Genomic DNA, 23,060 nt, shown 5'->3' with positions numbered 1-23,060 from the left:
CGATCAAGCCGAGCCTGTAATATTATAGCCAGACCGCGCGCAGGGCCATTGAGAACGATTGCTGCATGGCTGGATCAGATGCTTGGTCCGTTCGACTGAAGCCAGAATCAATTTTATCGCGAAAATACACCTACGCGATTGCCTTTTCCTGACAACGCTGTCATTAGGTGTCACGAAAGGGACGGTAACATCCGTCTTGATAGCAAAACAGGGACCCATTGTTAGAAAATGAACAGTTCGGCTACGCTATTGCTTTTCGGGGCAACCGGAGATTTATCAAAGCGGATGCTTTTTCCGTCGCTATATGCGCTGCATGAAGATGAGTTGATTGCAGCCGATGTGAGGATTGTCGGCACCGCGCGGAGTGAGTTGGACGATCAAGAATTTAGGGACATGGCTGCGTCGGCGCTGGAACTATATTTGCCGGAAGATCGCCAAAGTAAGGATATGATATCCAGTTTTTTAAAGCGTCTATCCTATCAGCAACTGGACGCTTCATCGACCGAAGGCTTTAGTGACCTGGCTAATAAAATTGGCGATATTTCTGGCGGTCTCGCGATCTTCCTTTCGACCGCACCGTCTCTATTCGAAGCGACAATCGCGGGTTTGAAGTCCGCCGGATTGACCGGCGAAAATGTCCGTATCGGTCTTGAAAAGCCGCTCGGCAACGATCTGCAATCTTCCAATGCGATCAACAACGCCGTGGCAGAAGCGTTTCCAGAGGATCGCATCTTCCGGATCGACCATTATCTCGGCAAGGAAACCGTCCAGAACCTGATGGCCTTGCGTTTTGCCAATATGATGTTCGAGCCGCTGTGGAATTCCAACGGTATCGATCACATCGAGATTACGGTTTCCGAAACCGTCGGTCTGGAAGGGCGTCACGGCTTTTATGAAAAAACCGGCGCACTACGCGACATGGTGCAAAATCATATTCTGCAGCTTGTCGGTTTGATCGCAATGGAGCCGCCGGCGAATCTCGATGCTACCTCGGTTCGCGACGAGAAGGTCAAAGTATTGCGCTCCTTGCGGCCGGTGATTGCCGAAAACGTGGTGCGCGGGCAATATGGCGATGGCGCGGTCAAAGGCGAGGCGGTTTCGTCTTATCAGGAAAATCTGGGAGAAAGCTCGGAAACGGAAACCTTCGTCGCGCTGAAGGTGTTCGTAGACAATTGGCGCTGGCAGGGCGTGCCATTCTACGTCCGGACCGGCAAGCGGCTCGCGGAACGACGCAGCGAAATTGTCGTGCAGTTCAAAAGTGTGCCGCATAATATTTTTGCCGGTGGCGGCACCAAGCTGAACGCCAATCGGCTTGTTATCCGGTTGCAACCGGAGGAATATGTGCGGCTTCAGGTAATGGCGAAAGAGCCGGGGCTCGACCGCGACGGTATCGTGTTGCGTGAAGTGCCGCTTGATCTGTCGCTGACCCAGGCATTCTCAAAAACCCGCAAACGCATCGCCTATGAAAGGCTGTTGATCGATCTGATCGAGGGCGATCCGACATTGTTCGTCCGGCGGGATGAGGTCGAGGCGCAATGGCATTGGATCGATGCCATCCGGGACGTGTGGGAAAAGAATGATATCGGCGTCAAATCATATGGTTCGGGCAGCTGGGGTCCATCTGCTGCGATCGCGTTGACCGAGCGGGATGGAGTGAGCTGGAATGACTGATATGCAAACGGCAATATCTTCTTCCGTCTCGATCAGTTGGGCCGTCAAGACCGATGCGCAGAGCGTGGCGGACCATGTCGCCAAGGTCGTCGAACAACCGGGCAAGCATCGTATCGCGGTGCCCGGCGGCAATACGCCAATCGCGATTTTCGATATCCTCTCCCGCCAGACCTTGCCTTGGGGAACGGTGACAATCACCTTGACCGATGACCGGATCGTCCCGGTCAGGCATGCTGCTAGCAATCAGGCCAAGCTCGCGAGAGCCTTCGACGCAACCGCTGCGCATGTCGAACCACTGGTTCGCGGAGAGCAAGTCGCGCCGTTTGATCTGGTCTGGCTGGGCATGGGCGCCGATGGCCATATTGCTTCGCTATTTCCCAATATGACCTGCGACGAGGAGGAGACACCGGCGGTCATCCACACTGTTCCTGACCCGTTGCCGATTGAAGCGCCCTTCGAACGCCTGAGCCTGAATATGGCCGCGCTGTCGGCAACAAAGGAAATCATTCTGGTGGTTCGCGGCTGCGACAAGAAAAATATTCTTGAAGCAGCCATTGCTGGCGATACCGATGTACCGGTGGCGCGACTTTTCCGGCGAGCGAACTGTCCTATTACGATATTCTGGAGTCGCTCATGACGCTGAACACGACAGTCGAAAAAGTTACCAACAGGATCATCGAGCGGTCGCGATCGTCGCGCAGCGCCTATCTCGACCTGATTGACAAGCAGCGCGAAGTCGGGGTGCATCGACCCACTTTATCCTGCGGAAATCTTGCTCATGGGTTCGCCGCCAGCGGCGACGACAAGGCCGCCATTCGCGGCGGCAAGGCGATGAATATCGGTGTGGTCACCGCCTATAATGACATGCTTTCGGCCCACCAGCCTTACGGCCGCTATCCGGAGCAGATCAAGATTTTCGCCCGCGAGAAAGGAGCGACCGCTCAGATTGCCGGCGGCGTTCCGGCGATGTGCGACGGGGTGACCCAGGGTCAGGACAGTATGGAGCTGTCGCTGTTCAGCCGCGACGTGATCGCGATGAGCACCGCGATTGCGCTCAGCCACGGGATGTTCGAAGGCGCGCTGCTGCTCGGTATTTGCGACAAGATCGTACCGGGATTGCTGATCGGTGCGCTGCGTTTTGGTCATCTGCCGACGATTTTGGTTCCGGCCGGACCGATGCCTTCCGGTCTTGCCAATAAAGAAAAAATCCGCGTCCGACAGCTGTTTGCCGAAGGCAAGATAGGCGAAGAGGAACTGCTTGATGCCGAGAGCGCCAGCTATCACGGTGCCGGAACCTGCACCTTTTTCGGCACTGCCAACTCCAACCAGATGATGATGGAGATGATGGGGCTGCATATTCCGGGCAGCAGTTTTGTGAATCCTGGCAATAAACTCCGTCAGGAACTGACCCGCGCGGCGGTGCATCGGGTGACCCAAATCGGATGGGGTGTTGGCGAGGATGCTGCTGCGGACTACCGGCCGCTAGGCCATTGCATCGACGAAAAGGCGATCGTCAACGCGGTCGTGGGCCTGCTCGCGACTGGCGGTTCAACCAACCATGTGCTGCATCTTCCAGCCATTGCCAGAGCGGCGGGTATCATCCTGGACTGGGATGATATGGACGAGCTGTCCAAGGCAGTGCCGCTGATCGTGGCGATTTATCCCAATGGTGCTGGCGATGTGAATTATTTCGCGGCGGCGGGCGGAATGCCCTTTGTCATCCGCGAACTGGTCGATGCCGGACTGGCGCACGGCGATATCAAAACCGTCTATGGCGCTTCCCTCAGAGAGGGCGCCCAGGAACCCTATATCGATGATGGCCGGCTGACGTTCAAAGACGCACCGGCGAACAGCCTGGACGAAACTATCCTGAAGACCGTGGCTGACCCGTTCAAGCCCGACGGGGGTTTGCGCTTGCTGAAAGGCAATCTTGGTCGAGCGACTATGAAAACCAGCGCGGTGGATGAATCCCGCTGGACCATAGAAGCGCCAGCACGGGTTTTTGACGATCAGAATGATGTCATGGCCGCTTTCAAGGCGGGTGATCTGGAAGGGGATATGGTGGTTGTCGTCCGCTTTCAGGGCCCTGCAGCAAACGGAATGCCGGAACTTCACAAATTGAGCTCTCCATTGGGGGTCTTGCAAGACAAGGGTTTCAAGGTTGCTTTCGTAACGGATGGGCGGATGTCCGGAGCCAGCGGCAAAATCCCGTCGGCAATTCACGTGTCTCCGGAAGCCTATAAAGGCGGACCGTTGAGCAAATTACGGGATGGTGATTTGATAAGAGTTTGTGCGCAAGAGGGAGTCCTCGAGATACTGATTGATGAGGCAGAGTGGAAAAGTCGCCCCAAGGCAACGCCGCCACCGCGGCCACTAGGCACCGGGCGAGAGCTTTTTGCGATGCTGCGACATCATAGCGATGAGGCCGAAAAGGGTGGTTCTGCGATGTTGAGCGAGGCAGGACTGTAATGGTGCAGGAAATCGTCGTTGCCGATATTGGCGGAACCCATGCCCGTTTCGCCATTGCAGTCATCGAAGACAATCATATCGCGCGCCTCGATAACCAAATCACCATGAACAGTGCAGATCACGCGACTCTGCAAATCGCATGGGAGGCTTATGGTTTCGAAGTTGGCCGCAAGCTGCCTTCCGATGGCGCGATAGCGGTTGCTGGGCCGGTTGGCGGCGATGTGCTGCATCTGACCAATAACAGCTGGATGATCCGCCCCCATTTGATCCAGGAAAAGCTGAAGCTGGAGCGTTACAGCCTGGTCAATGATTTTGGTGCCGTAGGCCACGCCGTCGCGTTGCTGGAAGATCGACATTTTGAACATATTTGCGGACCGGATATTCCGCTCAGTGCCGAGGGATTGATAACGGTTCTTGGTCCCGGAACCGGTCTCGGCGTTGCTCATGTTATGCGGCAGGCCAGGGATTACCAAGTGACCGAAACCGAAGGCGGACATATCGACTTTTCACCGCATGATGAGGTTGAAGACCGGTTACTAAGGCATTTGCGCAAAGAACATAGCCGCGTTTCTGTTGAACGGGTGGTCGCGGGACCGGGCCTGCAGACCATTTACCATGTGCTCGCCGAAATTGAGGGTCAAGCGTCCAAACGCATGGACGACAAGGCTCTCTGGCAACTGGCTCTCTCCGGCGAAGATAGTCTGGCATCGGCCGCGTTTGACAGATTCTGCCTGTGTCTCGGCGCATTCGCCGGTGATATAACTCTGGCGCAAGGTGCGCGGTCGGTGGTGATTGCAGGGGGGCTTGGTAGCAGGATTGCACATAGATTGCCCTCATCAGGATTTCGCGAACGGTTCAAAGCAAAGGGACGCTTTCAGTCATTGATGGAGCAGATTCCGGTCAAGCAACTACTCCATGAACAACCCGGCCTATTCGGCGCCGCCGGTGCCTTCATCAAGGAACATCAATGAAACCGATCGAACGGATCATGCGGACGGCACCGGTCATACCGGTGCTGGTGATCAATAAGGTAGCGGATGCTATCCCGATTGCCTGGGCTCTGGTCGATGGCGGTCTCAATGTTCTGGAAGTCACTTTGCGGACTGATGCCGCTTTGGAGGCGATTGCGGAAATGACGCAGGTAGAAGGCGCTATCGTCGGCGCCGGTACGGTAACCAATCCGGCCCAGCTGGACGCTGTGTTGTCCGCAGGTGCCCAATTCATCGTATCGCCAGGCCTGACGGAAAGCCTCGGTCAAGCCGCAATTGCAGCGGACGTGCCGTTTCTCCCCGGCATTGCCAATGCGGGCGACATCATGCGCGGGATGGATCTCGGGCTTGAGCATTTCAAGTTTTTCCCGGCGGTAGCTGCGGGCGGCATCCCATCGCTGAAAGCGCTTGCCGGTCCCTTTGGCGGATGCAAATTCTGCCCGACCGGCGGTATTACCCAAGCATCAATGGCCGATTGGCTCGCGCTATCGCAGGTTCTTTGCGTCGGAGGAAGCTGGATCGTGCCTTCAGGGCCGATAGATAGTGATTTGATAAGAGCGAATGCCAAGGCTGTCACGCGAGCCAACCGACCTATTTGACCCGCAGCAGTTCCATTGGTCTGCTTGCTAGGTCAGTGCCACGATGCTCGCCAGAATCAGGCGCACAAGATCGGCCTGACCGCGCGTGCCGGTCTTGGCATATATCCGCTTCGAATAGAGCCTTGTGGTTTCATGGGTCAGGCCAAGCAGAATTGCGGCTTCCCTGATAGTCACGCCGTGGCTGATATGCAGGGCAAGCCGGGCTTCCTGAATGGTAAGGCCGAAAAGATTGGCCAGATGGTCGCTGCGCTCGGCGCTGTTGGATCGCTCGCCATGGACAAAGGCGATGGCAACCGGCTGAATCGCACCCGCCAGGTCTGCCGGTGGATTGGTGAGCAGCATATCCAGCCATGGTTCGTCCGACAGATGCACGGTCCGCACCACGCTTTCCCCGGCCTGACGCATTTTTAGAAACTGGCGCAAGACTCCTTGGGCATCGGCGCGCTCGGCGATCAGCCGCCCGTCGGGCGATTTCCGCAGGGTTTGCCCTTCTTGAACAAAGGCTTCCGCCTGTTCGCTCATGTCAATGATCCGGCCGGAGCCGTCGAGCATGAACCAGCCGAAATTGAGCCGCATGATTGCATCGGCGGATATTCCTGCCTTCAATCTTTGGCGCTCGAGTTCGGAATGGGTGCCGGCGGCAATTGCCAGATGATTGGCGAGGGCGCCCAGCAGCGCGCCGTCGCTGGCAGAGAAATTGCTGTCCTTGCGTCCGAGAGAAATCCAGATTTGCCCGCCATTGGGTTCTGCTACCCGCATGATGCGGGCAAAGCGAACATCGGGGTCCCGCAGGAACAGCGCCTTGAACCTGCTTTGACGCGGGTCATCGGGGTCGAGAAACTCGTCGAGGGAATAGACGCGGTTAAGCCGCATGGCATAATGCGGCAGCGCTGCGACCTTCCCGAAGTCCTTCTGATATATTTCATTTATATCGCCGGAACCCTGCTTGGTGACCGGAATTTGGACTGATTGCAGCCAGTCATGGTCACCCTGAAAAAACAGATTGGCATAGTCGGCTGCTGTTCTGCGCTTGAGCTGCGCGAGAAAATTCTCCCATGGCGGCGCGCCCAGCGTACCGCGGTGCAGCGCCGCGATCAGATCATGTTCTTCGCTCAATATCACCGACATTCGCGGTCTATATCCCATATGGGAACTGTATGCGAATCAAAAGCGCCTATTACACGTTCAAACAAATAGAACTGGACCCCCAAGTGACCCGTATTTTGACCCATTTAGAGCGGCTTGAAGCCGAAGCCATTCATATCATGCGTGAAGTCGTCGCCGAGGCGCAAAAGCCGGTGATGATGTATAGCGTCGGCAAGGATAGCGCGGTTCTGCTGCATCTCGCCAAGAAAGCTTTCTATCCATCTCCTCCGCCGTTCCCGCTGCTCCATGTCGATACGACCTGGAAATTCAAGGATATGTACGCGCTGCGCGAAAAGGCCGCGCTAGATGCAGGGATGGAATTGATCGTCCATCACAATGCGGAAGCGAAGGAACGCGGCATCAACCCGTTTGATCACGGTCCGCTCCATACCGACATGTGGAAAACCGAAGGGCTGAAGCAGGCGCTCGACCTTTATGGTTTTGATGTTGCCTTTGGTGGCGCGCGGCGTGACGAGGAAAAAAGCCGCGCGAAAGAGCGCGTATTCTCGTTCCGCACCGCTAGCCACGGCTGGGACCCCAAGAACCAGCGTCCCGAATTGTGGAATCTCTACAACGCCAAGAAAGCCAAGGGAGAAAGCATCCGCGTTTTCCCGATCAGCAACTGGACCGAGCTGGATATCTGGCAATATATCATGGCGGAAAATATCGAGATCGTGCCACTCTATTTCGCCGCGATGCGCCCGACCTATATGCACGAGGGCAGCCTGTTCATGGCCGATGATATCGACCGTCTGGGAAAGGTGATGGGACATAAGCCCGAAATCACCAACCGGTCCGTCCGGTTCCGCACATTGGGGTGTTTCCCGCTGACCGGCGCGGTCGAAAGCACCGCATCGACCCTCGCTGAAGTGGTGCAGGAAATGCTCCTCACCACCACCAGCGAACGGCAGGGCCGGGTGATCGACAAGGATGAAGGTGGCGCCGGCATGGAGAAGAAGAAGCAGGAGGGCTATTTCTGATGACCGATGGAACCGGAAATGACTCGATCTACAAGACCGACGCGCTGATCGGCGAGGATATTGACGCCTATCTCGCCCAGCATCAGAACAAGGAACTGCTCCGCTTCATCACCTGCGGCAGCGTCGATGACGGCAAGAGCACGCTGATCGGCCGTTTGCTCTACGACAGCAAGATGATCTTCGAGGACCAGCTGGCGGCGCTGGAAGCGGATAGCAAGAAGTCGGGCACCCAAGGCCAGGAGATTGATTTTGCGCTGCTGGTGGATGGTCTCGCTGCTGAACGCGAGCAGGGCATCACCATCGATGTCGCCTACCGGTTTTTTGCGACCGAGAAACGCAAGTTCATCGTCGCCGATACACCGGGCCATGAACAATATACCCGCAATATGGTGACCGGTGCGTCGACCGCCGATGCCGCGGTTATATTGATCGATGCGCGCAAAGGCGTGCTGGTCCAGACCCGGCGCCATTCCTATCTCGCTCATTTGCTCGGGATCAAGAATCTGGTTCTCGCGGTGAACAAAATGGACCTGGTGGATTATGACCAGGACATTTTTGACAGTATCGTCAAGGAATATGGCGAATTTGCAACAGAGATCGGCATAGAAAGCTTCACTGCGATCCCGATCTCGGGCTTCAAAGGCGACAATATAACCGACGCGCCATCGACAAATATGCCTTGGTACGACGGGCGGGCGCTGATCGCCCATCTCGAGAATATCGAGATAGCGACCAATGCTGCGCAGGAAAAACCGTTTCGCATGCCGGTGCAATGGGTCAACCGTCCAAACCTTGATTTCCGGGGATTCTCCGGACTGATTTCTTCCGGTATCGTGAAGAAGGGTGATCCGGTCCGGATCGTTCCGTCGGGCAAGAACAGCGTCGTCAAAAGCATCGTCACTCTGGATGGCGAGCTCGATGAAGCGGTTGCCGGCCAATCGGTGACCATTCTCCTCGATGACGAAGTCGACTGCTCGCGCGGTGACGTAATCGCTTCCGCTGGCGATCCGCCCGAAATTTCCGATCAATTCGAATCCACCATAGTCTGGATGAGTGACGAAGCACTCAAGCCCGGCCGTGGCTATTGGCTCAAACTGGCCACGCAGACGGTCAGCGTATCGGTGCAGGAACCGAAATATGAAATCAATATCAACACGATGGAACGGCTTGCTGCCAAGACGCTGGAGCTCAACGCCATTGGTGTTGCCGAAGTGCATACCGATAAGCCGATCGTGTTCGAACCCTATGCCGATAGCCGCGCGCTCGGTGGCTTCATTCTGATCGACAAGATCACCAATGCGACGGTTGCGGCCGGCATGCTGCATTTCAGCCTGCGCCGCGCCGCCAACGTCCACTGGCAGGCGACGACAATCACGCGGGAAGAGCATGGGTTGCTGAAAAACCAGACGCCGCGCGTCTTGTGGTTTACCGGCCTCTCGGGCTCGGGCAAATCGACCATCGCCAACGAGGTGGAGAAGAGCCTCAATCTGATGAACCGCCATACGTTCCTGCTCGACGGGGATAATGTACGCCATGGTCTCAACAAGGATCTCGGTTTTACCGAAGCGGACCGGATCGAGAATATCCGCCGGGTTGGTGAAGTGGCGAAGCTGATGACCGATGCCGGTTTGATCGTGCTGACCGCCTTCATCAGTCCGTTCCGCGCGGAACGGAAGATGGTGCGGGAAATGTTGCCCGAGGCAGAATTTATCGAAATTTTCGTCGATACGCCGCTGGCTGTTGCTGAAGAACGCGACGTGAAGGGCCTCTACAAGAAAGCCCGTAGCGGTCAGCTGAAAAACTTCACTGGTATCGACAGTCCGTATGAGCCGCCGGAAAATCCTGAAATCGTAGTGAATACGGTTGAGATGACGCCCGCAGAAGCGGCCGAATATATCATCCGCCAGATCATGCCGTTGAAATGAGTGATATTATGACCGACACCGATCTCGCCGCCGATCTGGCGCTATCAGCCGGCCGGATTTTGTTGGACCTGCGCGAAAGTGGCAAGTTCGAGGGCAAAGCCCTTGGCAAAGCCGGGGACGAGGCGGCCAACGCTTTTCTGGTCCGGGCCTTGCGTGAACAACGACCCGACGACGGCCTGCTTTCCGAAGAAAGCAAGGACACCGCAGAGCGGCTAGGCAAATCGCGTGTCTGGATCGTCGATCCGGTCGATGGCACGCGCGAATATGGGGAAGGGCGATCGGATTGGGCTGTCCATGTCGCCCTGGCCATTGATGGTGTTGCGTCGATCGGCGCCGTCGCGTTACCGGGGCTTGACGGTGGGCTTGTCCTCCGCACCGATAAAATTGACGAATTTCCGGGCTATGATGGCCCGCCACGTCTGGTTGTCAGTCGTACCCGTCCTGCCGCGGAAGCGGTATCGGTGGCTGAGCGTCTGGGCGGAGAATTGGTTCCAATGGGATCGGCAGGTGCAAAAGCAATGGCCGTGGTGCGGGGAGAGGCTGAAATATATCTTCATTCCGGCGGTCAGTTCGAATGGGATAGCTGCGCGCCGGTGGCGGTTGCATCAGCTTATGGCCTACACTGTTCGCGCATCGACGGCTCGCCGCTCGTCTACAACCAGCAAGATACGTATATGCCTGATCTATTGATTTGCAGGACGGAATGGGCGGACAAGGTTTTTGCGTTGCTCAAAAGCTGAGCGAACGCGCGATCACATATTGCCGCCGGCACGTCCTTCTTCCAGCAAAGAACCAGCGACGAAGAGCAAATATTCAGGATCAAACGGCTTTTTTACATAGGCATCCGCTCCGGCATAGGCCGCAAGACTGATATCCTTTTCGCTTTGCCTTCCGGTCAGCATCAATACCGGCATATTATACAACGCTTGGTCCAGCCGCATTCGCTCCAGCACTTGTATCCCTGAAAGTTCGGGCATCGAACAATCGAGAATTACAAGATCCGGGCTTTTGAAAGCGATCGCTTGCAAAGCAGATTTACCATCAGCCACAACGCCCACGATGTGGCCATCCTTGGCCAATGTGCTGCGCACAATTTCACCCATAAGCTCATCGTCTTCTGCATAGATAATTCGGGCCATAGCTTCGTTTAACCTTTCACGCCGCGGCCAGAAAACGCTCGACCGCGAGCTTCGTTTTCCTTGGTCGATCGGCTATTTTCCACTGTTTCAGCCCATCTTCGATAAGTTTTGCGTGATTGCCCAAATTCGCTTCACCAAACATCGCAGCGGTTCCGGCAAGCTTATGCATCTGATCGGATACTTCGCGGATCTCCATTCCCGTAAAAGTGCCCTTTCTCAGGAGGCTGGCTACACTGTTGATGGCTTCCTCCTTGCGCAGGCGATAGCGGCGGATCAAGTCGTCGGACATACAGCTTTGCGGTTCGCTGGACGGCTGCCAACTTTCTTCCACTTGCTTGGGCTTTACCCATTGTTGTAATATGGAATCGAGATTGGAAATGTCGATTGGTTTTGCAATATGGGCCTGCATGCCTGCCGCCAGACAATTTCTTATGTCATCGCCAAAGGCGTTCGCAGTGAGCGCAATAATCGGGAGCATTTCTTCTGAGATCCCACTCGCCCGGATCATCCGTGTGGCTTCGTAGCCATCCATTAAGGGCATCTGGATATCCATAAGCACGAGATCGAATGGATTTTCCTGAGCTATCGACTGGTCCACCCGTTCGACTGCTTCGATACCGTCTGCGGCCATTTCGGAGTCATATCCCAATCGCTTGGTCATAGCCTCGATAAGAATCTGGTTCACATCGTGATCTTCGACTAATAACAGGCGGGCCTTGGTCCTGGGTGAAGTTTGGGCTGTGGTCTGGTCCGAAAGCGCACTGCGTCCAGGCGTTTGGTTAAATCTGTCTATTCTGCTCATGCTTATTCCCCATCTCTGGCACTCGCTATCTGGGTTCTCGTTTCAAACCGGACTTCACTTGGGCCGTAATGAATGACGGTGATTTGGGAGTTTGGTTAAGAAAAAATGTGCTCGCGATCAACGGTAGCAGATTTGGCAACGCCGCCGCGTTTGATACTCCCAAAGCAAAATCATGCTTTGCGACGTCGGAGAAACCAGAGCGTTTGCTGACTCCATTTGTCTAAACATGGCTCGGGAATTTCGTCGAATTTCAAGCGAAGTGGCTATTATTGCCAATCTGACTGTGAATAAGACGGTTAATTTACCGCAGCTCTACCCGTTATAACTTCAAGGCGCGGAGACGATCGGTTCTGCGAGAATAGACATATCTATTTGGTCATACCGCCATTGGCTAGAAACTCGAACACAAAGGAACTTGAAGTGGCGAATATCTTGTTTGCGGATGATGATGCTTTGCTCGGAGACTTGGTTTTTCACAAGCTCGAGTCTTGCGGCCATCAAGTGACAGTCGTGGACAATGGATATAGCGTGTTGTCAGCGGCACTGCGAGTTTCCCCGGATATTGTCATCTTGGATAACCTTATGCCCGGCTTGACCGGACCGGAGGTAATGCACAATCTCAAAAGGGATGCCAGAACTGCAGAAATCCCGGTGCTGGTTCTGACCAGCCAGACGGGTAAAAACGACATGGCAGATGCTTATCGATCAGGCGCATCGGACTATATGGAGAAGCCATTTTCTCCGCATGATCTGGCTAACCGGGTGGCCACATTGTTGGGTGCGCAGCAATTCTTGCAACAAGTTGGCCTATGATATTGGAAGATTTGCCTGAACATACAGATTCTACAGGAAAAATTCTTGGGCTATTTATACTGGACCGGACTTCGGCGATCACGTTATTACTTGGAATGGTCGTGCTGCTTGGCCTTACAATCTTTTCATGGAATTCGACCAAAACCGCGACATATGAGAGAAATCTGGCGGCCTTCAAGACCATATCCAAGGATAGCGAGCAGGCACTCACCCACAGGATTGAATCATACAAGCAATCGCTGGACAGCGGGGCTGCGTTATTCGCAGCGTCTGACCGCGTCACGGTAAGAGATTGGAAGACCTTCGTCGGTATTTTGAAGATTGAGGAAACGTTGCCAGGGATTAACGGGATCGGTTTTATCGAGCCAATATTGAGATCGCAGCAACGAGAATATCTGGCGGATCTTTCAGCTCGCGGTGTCAGTGGCGTCACAGTCCACCCGCGAACCGAATGGGCCGAAATTTTGTCGATCTCCTACATCGAACCAATATCTTCGAACAAAGAAGCTGTAGGACTTGATATCGGTTTTGAGAATAACCGGCGTTCGGCTGCCTATCGGGCAAGAGACACCGGCGAGGCGACAATTACCAAACGGATATTCTTGGTGCAGGACAAAACAAAAAGTGCCGGCTTCCTGCTGCTTCGACCAATATACGACACGGGGCGTTCTTTAACTTCCGTTTCGCAGCGACGTGCTGCCTTTCGTGGTTGGATATACGCGCCATTTGTCGCTGTCCGCTTCATGCAGGATCTAACCGCAAGCCAAGGCAAAAATTTTGATATTACAGTCCATGATGGCAATTCCACGGATCCAGACCAATTGATTTTTACGAGCAACGAGATATCCCAAAAATCCCGGACGCCGCAATATTCGGTGACCGAGACATTGCCGATCATGGGGCAGAAATGGACCGTCACCTGGCGCAGCACGCCTGAATTTGAGAGCAGTGTGGGGACACAAGAGCCTATGTTCGTCCTGATTGGTGGACTGGCTCTAATGCTAGCTTTCTCGACGCTGGTGATTTTTTACGCCCGCCGCGAGGCCTATGTAAAAGACGAGGTTGAAAGCAAAACCCAAATACTCGTTGATAAAGAAAAACAGATTGTGAGCGCGTTGAATGTTGCCGAAGCTGCGACAGGCGCGAAGTCAAAATTTCTTGCCAATATGAGTCATGAAATCCGTACGCCGATGAATGGTGTCATCGGCTTTACCCAATTGCTGGACGACGGGACGTTAAATGATACCCAGCAGAAATATGTTCGGCTGATATCCGATTCCGGCTCTTCGATGATGACTTTGCTCAATGACATTCTGGATATTTCCAAAGTAGATTCAGGCACGATGGCAATCACACCGGAACCGTCCGATGTGCGTCATTTATTGAATAGCTGTGTGAAGCTATTCTCTCCGAATGCGGAAGAAAAGCATCTGACAATGTTGGTGGATCTGGATGAGAACCTCCCGCATTGGATAAAGGTGGATGGGTTCCGGCTACGTCAGGTTGTGATGAATCTATTGGCAAATGCGATCAAATTTACCGATTCCGGTTATATCACGATATCGGCAAAAATTACGAACGCTGATCAGTTGGAGGGTGGTTGTTCAGAACTGCATGTTTCGGTCGCCGATACCGGAACAGGCATCGCTCCTGATCGCCAAGCTGTTATTTTTGAACCGTTCATCCAGGAGGATGATTCAACTGCAAGAAAATATGGTGGCAGCGGCTTGGGTTTGACGATTAGCAAGCAGCTTATCGAATTAATGGGCGGTTCGATTAAAATGAAAAGTCAACTGGGCCGGGGCTCAGAATTCACCGTCACAATACCTGTGGAAAGGTTCGATGAGGAAGCGCCCGGAAACCTAATCAAGCTCCCATCCAATTCTGAGGTTCGGCATGCGGAAACAGCGATTGTGAAACGTATTCTGGTCGCGGAAGACCATGATGTTAACCAGCTGCTGATCGGAGAAATGCTCACAAAACTGGGATATGAATACGAGCTCGCCGTCGATGGCGCCGAAGCTGTTGCGATGATCCGCAGGGCGGATATGGCCAGAAATCAATATGACTTGGTTCTGATGGATTTGCAGATGCCATTTGTCGATGGTTTCAAGGCGACAAATATGGTTCGAAGCCACGGAATCGACGCGAACGCGCTGCCCATTGTAGCATTAACCGCAAACGCGTTTGATCAGGATGTTGACCGCTGCATAGAATCCGGAATGCAGGCACATTTAGCGAAGCCGCTGGCGATCGACGATTTGCGCAACGCAGTGCTAGATTGGGCAGCCTGACGGCATCTCATATGCGCTTAATCGGCCCGATTGACAGCGGAAGTCGCAGCCATGTTGAATCCCGTACATTTTCTTGTCTTTCGGAGGGCCGGCATCAAGATCTTCAAGCATGCGAGATTTTTCCGGACGAGGACTAAATTCGATCGGAATTTGACCGTTCATACGAATATCATTGGCTGGCGTGATGTTGGTCAGGCGTCCTGATGTCTCGACGACCTTCCGTACAGGACGGTTTCGAACATTATGGGCAAAGGAGATATTCCATGAGCATTTTCGCAGCCGTTCTATTTCCTATCTATTTTGCAACATCGGCAGTCTCTGTTGGCGACAGCAGAAACGATCGGCCCGATCTGACCGAAATTATCGAGAGTCGGCCTATATCGGAATGTTCCGAGACAGAGCTAAGATTTGTGATTGGCGGCATTCCGGGTCAAACCGAGAGTGAATATTGTAGCTCGCAAAACACCGTTGATGACCAATCCGGATCATAGATGCCTCCAAGTCTTCCAGTAACACATAAGTTTCCATCAGTGCAGGCCTGAGCGTCGCCAGCCGTGCGCTGCTTGTCCGACTGAAGAAGACAGTGGCGGATTGGCAAGATTGTAAGGCTCATGGTCAGGTCAATGGCCAAGAGACAAATGGGCATTAATTCAAAAGGTCTTTTGCAAAGCCAACGCCAGCTTCTGAATTTACCCTGGCCTTGCGGATAAAAGTCGACTGAATCGGTGGCGTGGAAGACTTTGAGCTATTCGCAGGATTGGGATTCTGGGCGGATTTCCGATCAATACCGCCAAGCAGTCATACCAACACCGAGATTGGTAGAGAGTGTTTGTCCGGCAACTTTCAGCGTCAGCGGTCAGCAGATAAGTCGGGTGCATTGCTGGAACCAAGAGCCTCCAAAGCTTCGACTATCTTCAATGCCGGCAGAAAAAGTTGTTGCTCGTCAAGTTCGGTCAATATCTCTTCAAGTGTGCCGATGACCGCAATTCTTTGGCGTTTTTCTTTTTTGTCGGTCAAGTTGAAAACTCCTCGGTGGTTTCACATCATCAATAATTGCCCGATCGTCTCAATGAGATCAGCAATTCTTGGTTAACGGAATAATGGGTTCAAACTTAATCCTGCTCTCCCGAACCGACCTCCTCCCGCACGCATTGTGTTAGTTGCGTTCGCTGCATGGCAAAGCTATGGTAAACAAGTTATTCATGGGGCACTAATTTTGGAAGATATCGCGCTAGAATCATCGCGTGTGGCAAAACTGACGGAGAAGCAGCGAGAATGCCTGCATCTCGTTGTGCTGCGAAAATCCTCGAAGGAAATTGCCCGGATATTGGAGATTTCGAAGCCGGCCGTTGATCAACGCTTGGTCAGCGCCCGCAGAGTGCTGTGTGCAGCTACGCGCGATGAGGCCGCTTTAATATATGCCCGGGCATCCGGGACCTATGATCGGATACTATACGATCCGGTAGGTGTTCCCTCCGATGATGTTTTCGGCTCACAAGGTTCTCAGGACGAGCGATCAACTTCTGTCATGCTCGAAGAAGTATCAACCACTTATGACGTCGATATTTCGAGTGACACAAATTTTTGGTCGCAAATCCAGAAGGAACCGGGTCGCGCATTGGGAACGGGTCAAAGAATTGCTATCATAGTCGTGTTGACTATCGGAATTTTGGCAATTGTATTGATCGGTTTGTCAGTCTCCCAGTCTCTTTCTAGTCTGTTGGCGGCCTAAGCAGCCACTGGGCTCTCGCTTTTTTAAACAACATGAGTCCGCGATTTGCGGGAAGGAAAAACTATGTCTTATCAAATCAAGATTGCCACCGATCAGATCAAGCAAGATGTTCCCCTGACAGAAGCCTCCATAGATGAAGCGCTAATCTCAGTGTCCAACCTGATGTCGACATTGATACGGGCTCGCCTGGAAACAGGTGTTCCAGCGGCGACGGGGCAAGGTGCTGTTCGCAGGTTAGCAAAAGCGCAGATGGCTCTGGTTGAGGCTAGCAGCGACGTTTTGAGAGTGCACGGTGAATTGCTGAAAGTTGGACGGGAATATGCAGGCATGGATGTGCACGAAACCTGCCCGCCTGCTCAAGCGACTGCTGGCGAAGGAAAATTGTTTTCTGTGGCCGCTTGAGCGATCAAAGGTTGACTGAAATGCTCGAGGATGTTCCACCTAAGCAATGCGAACTCTCGTTTTCCTCCTCTTCCTCGGTGCGATTTGCGTATATGCGCTGTATCGAGGAGGGGGACCAGAACGTTGGGTCGCCGGCATCATTGTCGGCATGGTTGCTTTGGATCCCGCAGTTCACATCTTTACTCCGCTTGAATATGCCAAACTGGATCCCGGGCACCTGGTCATCGATTTGGCGGCGTGGATTGCTTTGCTCGCGATCGCACTTCGCGCAAACAGGTTTTGGCCGCTATGCGTAGTTTCGCTTCAAACGATTGCGCTGGTAGCTCATACGGCAAAGATGCTCGACGTGACCATACATCCAAAAGCTTATATGATCATGCAAATAGCTTCTTCTTATCCGTTGCTGGTCGTGCTGTTCATCGGAACATTATACCACCGGAAGAGATTGAGAGCCATCGGGACGGACATGTCCTGGCGCAGCTCATAGCCGTTGTTGCGCCTGGCGAAGCCGCCAGACTTTCGAACGAGCTGCTAAATGAATTTGGTTCGATTGGCCGTGTTATGGGTGAATCGGAAGCAGCACTTCTCAGAGTTCTTGGTGCCAATCAGGCGGTGATGCGTCTGCTCAAGGCAACCGAAAAATTCATGTTTGCCAATCTGCAGAACGAATTACCCCGTAAGTTGTTTTCGGCCACCGATCAAAGACTTGTGAAATATCTTCAGGCGAGGATGGGCTCGCGCACCACAGAGATAATGCGTGTGATGTTTCTGGATAGTTCGAACCATCTACTGTTCGATCAGGAATTTGGCGCAGGTTCTCCCCAGCGAATGTTTGTCCAGCCGCGATGCATATTGAAACGCGCATTGGAGCTTGATGCCAGCGGTATTATTTTAGCCCATAATCACCCAGGCGGAAATGTCACACCCAGCAAATCGGATATAGAATTTACCCGATCTATCAAAACATTGTGCCTGGAACTCGAAATCCGATTGCATGACCATATTATTATCACAAACGATGGCTGGACCAGCTTTAGAAAGTTAAAAATAATATGACTCTAGAGCTGGAAACAAAATATACTGAACGAGCGAGAGCCGAGCTACGGAAGCAGCGACAACGGAACATATATTTCTTGAATTCCCATATTTTTGGAGATCCGGCTTGGGAGCTTGTGCTTGAAGCCTATATTGCAGCAAGCGAAAGCAGATGTGTTATCCTGTCGGACCTGGTTAGCAACTTGCGCAGACCAGTTGCAATCATCACCAGATTGGCGTTGATTTTGGAATCAGAAGGATATGTTGAACGTTGCCGCTCGCACGACAACGGGGATTTACGGTGTGTCCAGTTGACCGTGGATGCGCTTTCGTGGTGTGAACAATGTTTGGACTTGAAGTCTGATGACGGCGAATTTCAGAATAACTGATTGTCACGAAGCTTTTGCTGACCCAATATGAAATTTTGATGTTCGGATACGAACATCCCGCTCAGCTTCGGGAATGACAATGGAATTTACGTATAAAGAAATTCAGGAAATTTTGACGCGTAAGCATCATATTGCCGATGCCAACAGGACTGCTTTCCGCGGTAGAATTCAGCATATGCAACGGCTCGGTTTCCCCACCGGTGTCAATACAGGCAAGGGCAAGCGGGTCTCATATACCTGGCGGGAGTTATTGCTTCTGGCCCTCGCTTTTGAATATCTGGAAATAGGATCAACCCCAGATCGCTCGATTGCGGAAATCATCAAGATTGAAGATATGCTGTTGGCGGGGCTATCGAAAGTAATTCTGGCCGCCGAGAACGCTGATGGCTCCGAGCAAAGCAACCATTTCCTCTTTGCGGAATTGTCGGCCCTATTGACGCTCAAGGCGGAAGACAGCTGGCACCAACAGTGCAAAATATTGTCATTTGGAGATATTAAGCAGATTCTGTCATCCGAAGGGGATGACGCATATCGTTCCCCTTATGCCATAATCGATCTGAGGCAGTTCCTAGGTGGAATTTTTACGGGTGTTCTGGATGTCTGTGGATTGAATAATCAGATCATAGCAACGGACATCAAGGCCTGGGCTTCGAGACAATTGTCTGACGCGCTTTAGAAAGCTTGCTTTCTAGCCACTGATAATCACCCAAAACCAGCGATTACGGGAACAACAAAATTTGAAATGACGGGTTAGGAACGCAGTGTTTCGACCGTCAATAACTCTGAGATTCTGATTTTATGTCAATCCCAGAGGAGTTGGTCGTCATCGTACAATATTTTGGATCGCATGCGCTTTTTCCTGCACTCAGATTGTCGGTGATTTCTTCGCTCTCGCTGGCGATTTGCTTGTACGGTCCAGGTAGTCGGACTGAAGCAGCCGGAGCGACCAGTGGCGCTTCCACTAGTGTCGAAGCCAAAGCCGTCATCCATCGTCGTGTGGAACTCCGGCAAGATGGTTCTGTGATATCTGACTCTCTGGATGGAAATCGACAGATGCAGGTCGATGCGCACGAATGCGATCCCGAGATCCGCAGCAGAGACGCGGATTGTGTTTTTCTGATTTATGAAATTCAATAGTGCCGCGAGCAATCGGTTTTTAGCGAAGGGTAAGCAGCAGACGCTGTGGGTCAACGCAACTTGATCAGTCGCGTTTAGTTGTCTCTGAATCACCCAACTCTATCTGTTTCAAAGCGTTGATCGCTTCTTCGACTTTTATGGCAGGAACCGCCAAATCATTCTCATCGAGAAAACTCAATACATCTTTCAGTTTCTCAATCAGCGCACGCACATCTATTTTTCCACTATTCATGTCAGCTGACATTGCGTGTTTGGAACAATATTGAGCGATCTCATGCTATAACGTCTCGATTTTGAAAGCCAAATATTTAGCTGATCGGATAATTGACGGTCAGGCATTACGTTTAAGCGGTTACAAATACAACTTAAACTATCTAATTATATTGTTTTTCTGAAGCCTCATTCATGTTGTTCCAAAGTGACACATGCATATTATCAGATCTTGTCGAGGTACTAAATGGAGAATTTCCGAGCAGAATCAAATTCCGGGCACCCGTCAAATTAAAATTACAATGCTGGATTGTTTTAAGATTTCTTCGCTTCACCGTTAACCACAGCGTGAAGGGAACACAGCATGGCTAAATATGACTATGATTTTGTGGTAATTGGAGGAGGACCGGCTGGTCGCCGGGCCGCAATCCAAGCGTCAAAGCTCGGGAAATCGGTAGCCGTGGTTGACGATCAAAAACTGATTGGCGGCGTCTCGGTTCACACAGGCACCTTGCCGTCAAAAACGATCCGGGAATCGGTGCTATCGGTTACCGGATGGCGGGACCAGCATTTCAAATCACGGCAACCTCGCAATGGGGTCCACATGATGCAAGATTCCATCAATTCTAGACTTTCGACAACGCTAGGAGATGAAGTCGAGGTAATCGACAATCAGCTTGCCCGAAACAATGTGGCGATCCTCAAGGGCAAAGCGAAGTTTACAGATACCCACAAGCTGGCAATTCAGCAGAATTCACAAGGCCAGAGGACAAATTTTTCGGTTACCGCCGATAAATTTCTGATCGCGGTGGGTACCAAGCCATTTCGGCCGAAAAGCATTCCCTTCAACGGAACTACCGTGATCGACAGTGATAGTGTGGCAGCCAACTTGCCGATGCCCAAGAGCATAACGGTGGTTGGTGGCGGTGTCATCGGCTTGGAATATGCCACAATTTTTTCAACCTTAGACATCCCGGTAACGGTCGTGGAAGCCCGCGAACAGATATTGGAGTTTATCGATCGCGACGTTGTCGCAAATTTTGTCCATCAGCTCACGGAACGTGGGATCAGTCTTCGTTTGGGTCGAAAAATTGAAAAGATAACGCTGGATGATCAAGATCGCCCCAACATTATACTGGACGACGGTCGCCAGCTGCGGTCTGAAATGCTTTTGTTTACTGCCGGCCGCGTAGGCGCGGTGGATAGTCTTGGGCTCGAAAAAGTGGGAATCAAATGCGATAGTCGTGGTCGGCTGGTGGTCGACAAAGAGACTTTGCAAACCAGTCAGCCGAATATTTACGCGGCCGGCGACATCATCGGTTTTCCAGCGTTGGCTTCCACGTCGATGGAGCAGGGGCGCCAGGCGGCATGCCATGCTTTCGGTGTGCCCCTGACCAATGGAGGAAATAGTTTTCCATTGGGTATATATTCAATTCCGGAAATCGCCAGCATCGGTCTGTCGGAGGAAGATGCCCGAACGCAGGGCTACCAGGTGGAAATCGGCATTGCGCGTTTCCAGGAGACGTCTCGCGGACATATTCTGGGCAATTGCAAAGGCATGCTCAAATGCATTTTTGATCTCAATGACCGCAAGCTGCTTGGCGTCCACATCGTCGGAGAGGGTGCTACAGAGCTCATCCATATCGGACAAGCGGTCATCAACCTAAACGGCGGGATTGATTATCTGTCGGATAATGTCTTCAATTTTCCGACGCTCGCCGAAGCGTATAAAGTAGCTGCCTTGGATGCCTACAATCGGCTTCCGAAGCCCAGACTGAGGGCATGATGTGAAACTCGATATCAAAAATCTACTGGAAACCTATTTACGCGACAAGCGTGAAGTGGAGACTTGTCCGGTCTGTAAAGACCAGACAAGCGAATATTACCCTCTGGCCAAGATCGCTAGTTTTCTTGCTCAACATAAGCTGTCATTGAACGCCAAGAATTTTGAACTGGCGTGGGAATATGTCTGCGGTAACAAAAAAGAGCTGAAGGCCGAGCTGGATAAGGCTGCATCGGCATCCCTCCTAAATGATCAATCGGCACTTGAACTGCATGAAAAATATTTCAACTCATCTATCGATGAGCAGATTGAGAGAATATTTCTGCAAGCGGTCGAGCAAATTCGCAATACGACCAAGATGCTGAATACCGGCAGCGAAAATGCGATCCGGCACGAAAGCCAGTTGATCGAACAAGCCGACAATATCCGAGGCGGAAAAGGTAGCCTCGATAACGCCATTCAAAAGATGCTGGACCTTTCGACCTTGATGGTTGAATCCACTCGTGAAAACCAGAAGCAAATATCGCATACCAATGAAAGACTTGAAGCGCTTCAGCAGGAACTGGAAGTTGCGAGAAGCGAAGCTGATCATGACAAGCTGACGCGGCTTCCAAATCGCCGGAAATTCGACCGGGATCTCGATATCGCCTTCGAAAGGCTGCACGATGAAGAGCGGCCGTTTGTTTTGGCATTTGTTGATGTCGATCATTTTAAGCGGATAAATGACACTTTCGGGCATGACTGCGGCGATCGCGTATTGCGCTTGATCGCAGATCAACTGTCTCTTCTGTCGAACAGTCGTTGCAATATCTCCCGCTACGGCGGTGAAGAATTTGCGATAATATTTGAAGATGACGAGATAGATTGTGTCTACGAGCAGATTGATGATTGCCGGCTTGGGTTGTCGAAAAAATCCCTGGTAGACGTGGGATCCGGGAAGCCTATCGGAAGAGTGACTTTCTCCGTAGGCATGGCCCAATGTTTGCCATGTGATACGAAGCAAACCCTTTTGAGAAAGGCTGATGGCGCGCTGTACAATGCGAAATCAGAAGGCCGGAACATGGTGCGAAAATATTCTAATGACTTCGAGAATCGCAGAATTTCCGACAAATAATATTTACATGGCGATACTCACTGTAAAGTGTGAACTTCCGCTTACCATCCGGCGGATATCCGTCGGTGTGCTTGTTCTCTCCGATATAATGGCGGTATCTGTCGAGGCGAGAGAGTAGCAATTCTTTACGATCGTGCCCCGCTGGTACCAGATCAACAGTCTTAGAGTGCGCAAGGGGCCTCCGTCATGGATGGTCCCTTTGTCGCTGTAACAAACAAAAATGCTATGATGGGAATTTCCGGCAATTGGATTTCCGGTCCCCCAAATTCAATTGGGTAGGACGATGAATCGTCCTACCCAATCCTGAAGAGCGCATACCAGGTGCACTGCATTCACCAAAACTGTGGCCTGCGGGGGCTGAACAGCTTGGTAGAAAGTTTTCAAGCTTTCTGACATCGCGTATCCGAACCAAAGCCCTTTAGATCAATTGG

21 protein-coding genes are annotated in these 23,060 nt (G+C 52.4%); 16 read left to right on the top strand and 5 right to left on the bottom strand.

Annotated features, from left to right (window positions below; all coding sequences use genetic code 11):
* Nucleotides 1-228 precede the first annotated feature (228 nt).
* Genes zwf through eda form a run of 5 tightly spaced genes read left to right on the top strand, consistent with a single transcriptional unit; the run spans nt 229 to nt 5,728 of the window.
* Nucleotides 229-1,671 carry a glucose-6-phosphate dehydrogenase gene (gene zwf, locus V7680_RS00400; RefSeq protein WP_335651302.1) on the top strand — a complete coding sequence of 481 codons (1,443 nt, stop codon included), beginning with the start codon at nt 229-231 and terminating at the stop codon, nt 1,669-1,671.
* On the top strand, nt 1,664-2,308 hold the full coding sequence (locus V7680_RS00395; RefSeq protein WP_335651301.1) for a 6-phosphogluconolactonase: 645 nt from the start codon (nt 1,664-1,666) through the stop codon (nt 2,306-2,308). The genes zwf and V7680_RS00395 overlap by 8 nt, the downstream gene beginning before the upstream one ends.
* Nucleotides 2,305-4,140, top strand: coding sequence for a phosphogluconate dehydratase (gene edd / locus V7680_RS00390; RefSeq protein WP_335651300.1), 1,836 nt, complete (start codon nt 2,305-2,307; stop codon nt 4,138-4,140). The genes V7680_RS00395 and edd overlap by 4 nt, the downstream gene beginning before the upstream one ends.
* On the top strand, nt 4,140-5,111 hold the full coding sequence (glk, locus tag V7680_RS00385) for a glucokinase (protein ID WP_335651299.1): 972 nt from the start codon (nt 4,140-4,142) through the stop codon (nt 5,109-5,111). Before edd ends, glk begins: the two co-directional genes overlap by 1 nt.
* Nucleotides 5,108-5,728, top strand: a complete 621-nt coding sequence (gene eda / locus V7680_RS00380) for a bifunctional 4-hydroxy-2-oxoglutarate aldolase/2-dehydro-3-deoxy-phosphogluconate aldolase (protein ID WP_335651298.1) — start codon at nt 5,108-5,110, stop codon at nt 5,726-5,728. Before glk ends, eda begins: the two co-directional genes overlap by 4 nt.
* A 27-nt stretch (nt 5,729-5,755) precedes the next feature.
* Here eda and V7680_RS00375 read toward each other — a convergent pair whose 3' ends face one another.
* Nucleotides 5,756-6,856, bottom strand: coding sequence for a helix-turn-helix transcriptional regulator (locus V7680_RS00375; protein WP_335651297.1), 1,101 nt, complete (start codon nt 6,854-6,856; stop codon nt 5,756-5,758).
* 29 nt (nt 6,857-6,885) lie between these two features.
* On the opposite strand from V7680_RS00375, the gene cysD reads away from it, so the two are divergent.
* From cysD to V7680_RS00360, 3 genes are read left to right on the top strand one after another with little or no spacing between them, the layout of a single operon-like run.
* Nucleotides 6,886-7,854, top strand: coding sequence for a sulfate adenylyltransferase subunit CysD (gene cysD, locus V7680_RS00370; RefSeq protein ID WP_335651296.1), 969 nt, complete (start codon nt 6,886-6,888; stop codon nt 7,852-7,854).
* On the top strand, nt 7,854-9,779 hold the full coding sequence (gene cysN, locus V7680_RS00365; RefSeq protein WP_335651295.1) for a sulfate adenylyltransferase subunit CysN: 1,926 nt from the start codon (nt 7,854-7,856) through the stop codon (nt 9,777-9,779). The genes cysD and cysN overlap by 1 nt, the downstream gene beginning before the upstream one ends.
* Nucleotides 9,780-9,787: 8 nt before the next feature.
* Entirely contained in the window at nt 9,788-10,519 is a 732-nt protein-coding gene (locus tag V7680_RS00360; protein ID WP_442954949.1) for a 3'(2'),5'-bisphosphate nucleotidase CysQ, read from the top strand.
* A gap of 12 nt (nt 10,520-10,531) precedes the next feature.
* Here the strand turns inward: V7680_RS00360 and V7680_RS00355 are convergent, their stop codons facing one another.
* Nucleotides 10,532-10,918, bottom strand: coding sequence for a response regulator (locus V7680_RS00355; protein WP_335651293.1), 387 nt, complete (start codon nt 10,916-10,918; stop codon nt 10,532-10,534).
* A gap of 16 nt (nt 10,919-10,934) precedes the next feature.
* Nucleotides 10,935-11,720: a response regulator gene (locus V7680_RS00350; RefSeq protein WP_335651292.1), complete on the bottom strand. Its 786-nt coding sequence runs from the start codon at nt 11,718-11,720 to the stop codon at nt 10,935-10,937.
* A 420-nt stretch (nt 11,721-12,140) separates the two neighbouring features.
* Here V7680_RS00350 and V7680_RS00345 point away from each other — a divergent pair, with 420 nt between their 5' ends.
* Together V7680_RS00345 and V7680_RS00340 are read left to right on the top strand one after the other, a co-directional pair.
* Nucleotides 12,141-12,533, top strand: coding sequence for a response regulator (locus V7680_RS00345; RefSeq protein WP_335651291.1), 393 nt, complete (start codon nt 12,141-12,143; stop codon nt 12,531-12,533).
* Complete coding sequence (locus tag V7680_RS00340) at nt 12,530-14,827, top strand: CHASE domain-containing protein (RefSeq protein ID WP_335651290.1); 2,298 nt, start codon at nt 12,530-12,532, stop codon at nt 14,825-14,827. The genes V7680_RS00345 and V7680_RS00340 overlap by 4 nt, the downstream gene beginning before the upstream one ends.
* A gap of 849 nt (nt 14,828-15,676) precedes the next feature.
* Here V7680_RS00340 and V7680_RS00335 read toward each other — a convergent pair.
* Complete coding sequence (locus tag V7680_RS00335) at nt 15,677-15,844, bottom strand: hypothetical protein (protein WP_335651289.1); 168 nt, start codon at nt 15,842-15,844, stop codon at nt 15,677-15,679.
* 199 nt (nt 15,845-16,043) lie between these two features.
* On the opposite strand from V7680_RS00335, the gene V7680_RS00330 reads away from it, so the two are divergent.
* From V7680_RS00330 to V7680_RS00315, 4 genes are all read left to right on the top strand, one after another.
* Nucleotides 16,044-16,559 (top strand): helix-turn-helix transcriptional regulator, encoded by a 516-nt coding sequence (locus V7680_RS00330; RefSeq protein WP_335651288.1) that lies wholly within the window; start codon nt 16,044-16,046, stop codon nt 16,557-16,559.
* 63 nt (nt 16,560-16,622) lie between these two features.
* Entirely contained in the window at nt 16,623-16,961 is a 339-nt protein-coding gene (locus V7680_RS00325) for a hypothetical protein (protein WP_335651287.1), read from the top strand.
* Nucleotides 16,962-17,249: 288 nt separating this feature from the next.
* The gene (locus tag V7680_RS00320; RefSeq protein ID WP_335651286.1) at nt 17,250-18,017 is read left to right on the top strand and encodes a JAB domain-containing protein; all 768 of its coding nucleotides are present in this window, start codon (nt 17,250-17,252) and stop codon (nt 18,015-18,017) included.
* Nucleotides 18,018-18,464: 447 nt separating this feature from the next.
* The gene (locus tag V7680_RS00315) at nt 18,465-19,061 is read left to right on the top strand and encodes a hypothetical protein (RefSeq protein ID WP_335651285.1); all 597 of its coding nucleotides are present in this window, start codon (nt 18,465-18,467) and stop codon (nt 19,059-19,061) included.
* Between the two features lie 525 nt (nt 19,062-19,586).
* Here V7680_RS00315 and V7680_RS00310 read toward each other — a convergent pair.
* Nucleotides 19,587-19,754, bottom strand: coding sequence for a hypothetical protein (locus tag V7680_RS00310; protein WP_335651284.1), 168 nt, complete (start codon nt 19,752-19,754; stop codon nt 19,587-19,589).
* A gap of 342 nt (nt 19,755-20,096) precedes the next feature.
* On the opposite strand from V7680_RS00310, the gene sthA reads away from it, so the two are divergent.
* Nucleotides 20,097-21,518, top strand: a complete 1,422-nt coding sequence (sthA, locus tag V7680_RS00305) for a Si-specific NAD(P)(+) transhydrogenase (RefSeq protein WP_335651283.1) — start codon at nt 20,097-20,099, stop codon at nt 21,516-21,518.
* Between the two features lies 1 nt (nt 21,519).
* On the top strand, nt 21,520-22,629 hold the full coding sequence (locus tag V7680_RS00300; RefSeq protein WP_335651282.1) for a GGDEF domain-containing protein: 1,110 nt from the start codon (nt 21,520-21,522) through the stop codon (nt 22,627-22,629).
* Nucleotides 22,630-23,060: the final 431 nt, after the last annotated feature.

It is taken from the genome of Parasphingorhabdus sp. (assembly GCF_036963705.1).
Lineage (GTDB): Bacteria > Pseudomonadota > Alphaproteobacteria > Sphingomonadales > Sphingomonadaceae > Parasphingorhabdus.
The sequence above is the reverse complement of the archived record's forward strand: the minus strand, read 5'-3'. Positions and strand labels throughout refer to the sequence as shown.

Coding starts and splice junctions, on each gene's coding strand:
- zwf (WP_335651302.1), top strand. CDS start 229: ATGAACAGTTCGGCTACGCTATTGCTTTTCGGGGCAACCGGAGATTTA.
- V7680_RS00395 (WP_335651301.1), top strand. CDS start 1,664: ATGACTGATATGCAAACGGCAATATCTTCTTCCGTCTCGATCAGTTGG.
- edd (WP_335651300.1), top strand. CDS start 2,305: ATGACGCTGAACACGACAGTCGAAAAAGTTACCAACAGGATCATCGAG.
- glk (WP_335651299.1), top strand. CDS start 4,140: ATGGTGCAGGAAATCGTCGTTGCCGATATTGGCGGAACCCATGCCCGT.
- eda (WP_335651298.1), top strand. CDS start 5,108: ATGAAACCGATCGAACGGATCATGCGGACGGCACCGGTCATACCGGTG.
- V7680_RS00375 (WP_335651297.1), bottom strand. CDS start 6,856: ATGTCGGTGATATTGAGCGAAGAACATGATCTGATCGCGGCGCTGCAC.
- cysD (WP_335651296.1), top strand. CDS start 6,886: ATGCGAATCAAAAGCGCCTATTACACGTTCAAACAAATAGAACTGGAC.
- cysN (WP_335651295.1), top strand. CDS start 7,854: ATGACCGATGGAACCGGAAATGACTCGATCTACAAGACCGACGCGCTG.
- V7680_RS00360 (WP_442954949.1), top strand. CDS start 9,788: ATGACCGACACCGATCTCGCCGCCGATCTGGCGCTATCAGCCGGCCGG.
- V7680_RS00355 (WP_335651293.1), bottom strand. CDS start 10,918: ATGGCCCGAATTATCTATGCAGAAGACGATGAGCTTATGGGTGAAATT.
- V7680_RS00350 (WP_335651292.1), bottom strand. CDS start 11,720: ATGAGCAGAATAGACAGATTTAACCAAACGCCTGGACGCAGTGCGCTT.
- V7680_RS00340 (WP_335651290.1), top strand. CDS start 12,530: ATGATATTGGAAGATTTGCCTGAACATACAGATTCTACAGGAAAAATT.
- V7680_RS00325 (WP_335651287.1), top strand. CDS start 16,623: ATGTCTTATCAAATCAAGATTGCCACCGATCAGATCAAGCAAGATGTT.
- V7680_RS00320 (WP_335651286.1), top strand. CDS start 17,250: ATGCGTAGTTTCGCTTCAAACGATTGCGCTGGTAGCTCATACGGCAAA.
- V7680_RS00315 (WP_335651285.1), top strand. CDS start 18,465: ATGGAATTTACGTATAAAGAAATTCAGGAAATTTTGACGCGTAAGCAT.
- V7680_RS00310 (WP_335651284.1), bottom strand. CDS start 19,754: ATGAATAGTGGAAAAATAGATGTGCGTGCGCTGATTGAGAAACTGAAA.
- sthA (WP_335651283.1), top strand. CDS start 20,097: ATGGCTAAATATGACTATGATTTTGTGGTAATTGGAGGAGGACCGGCT.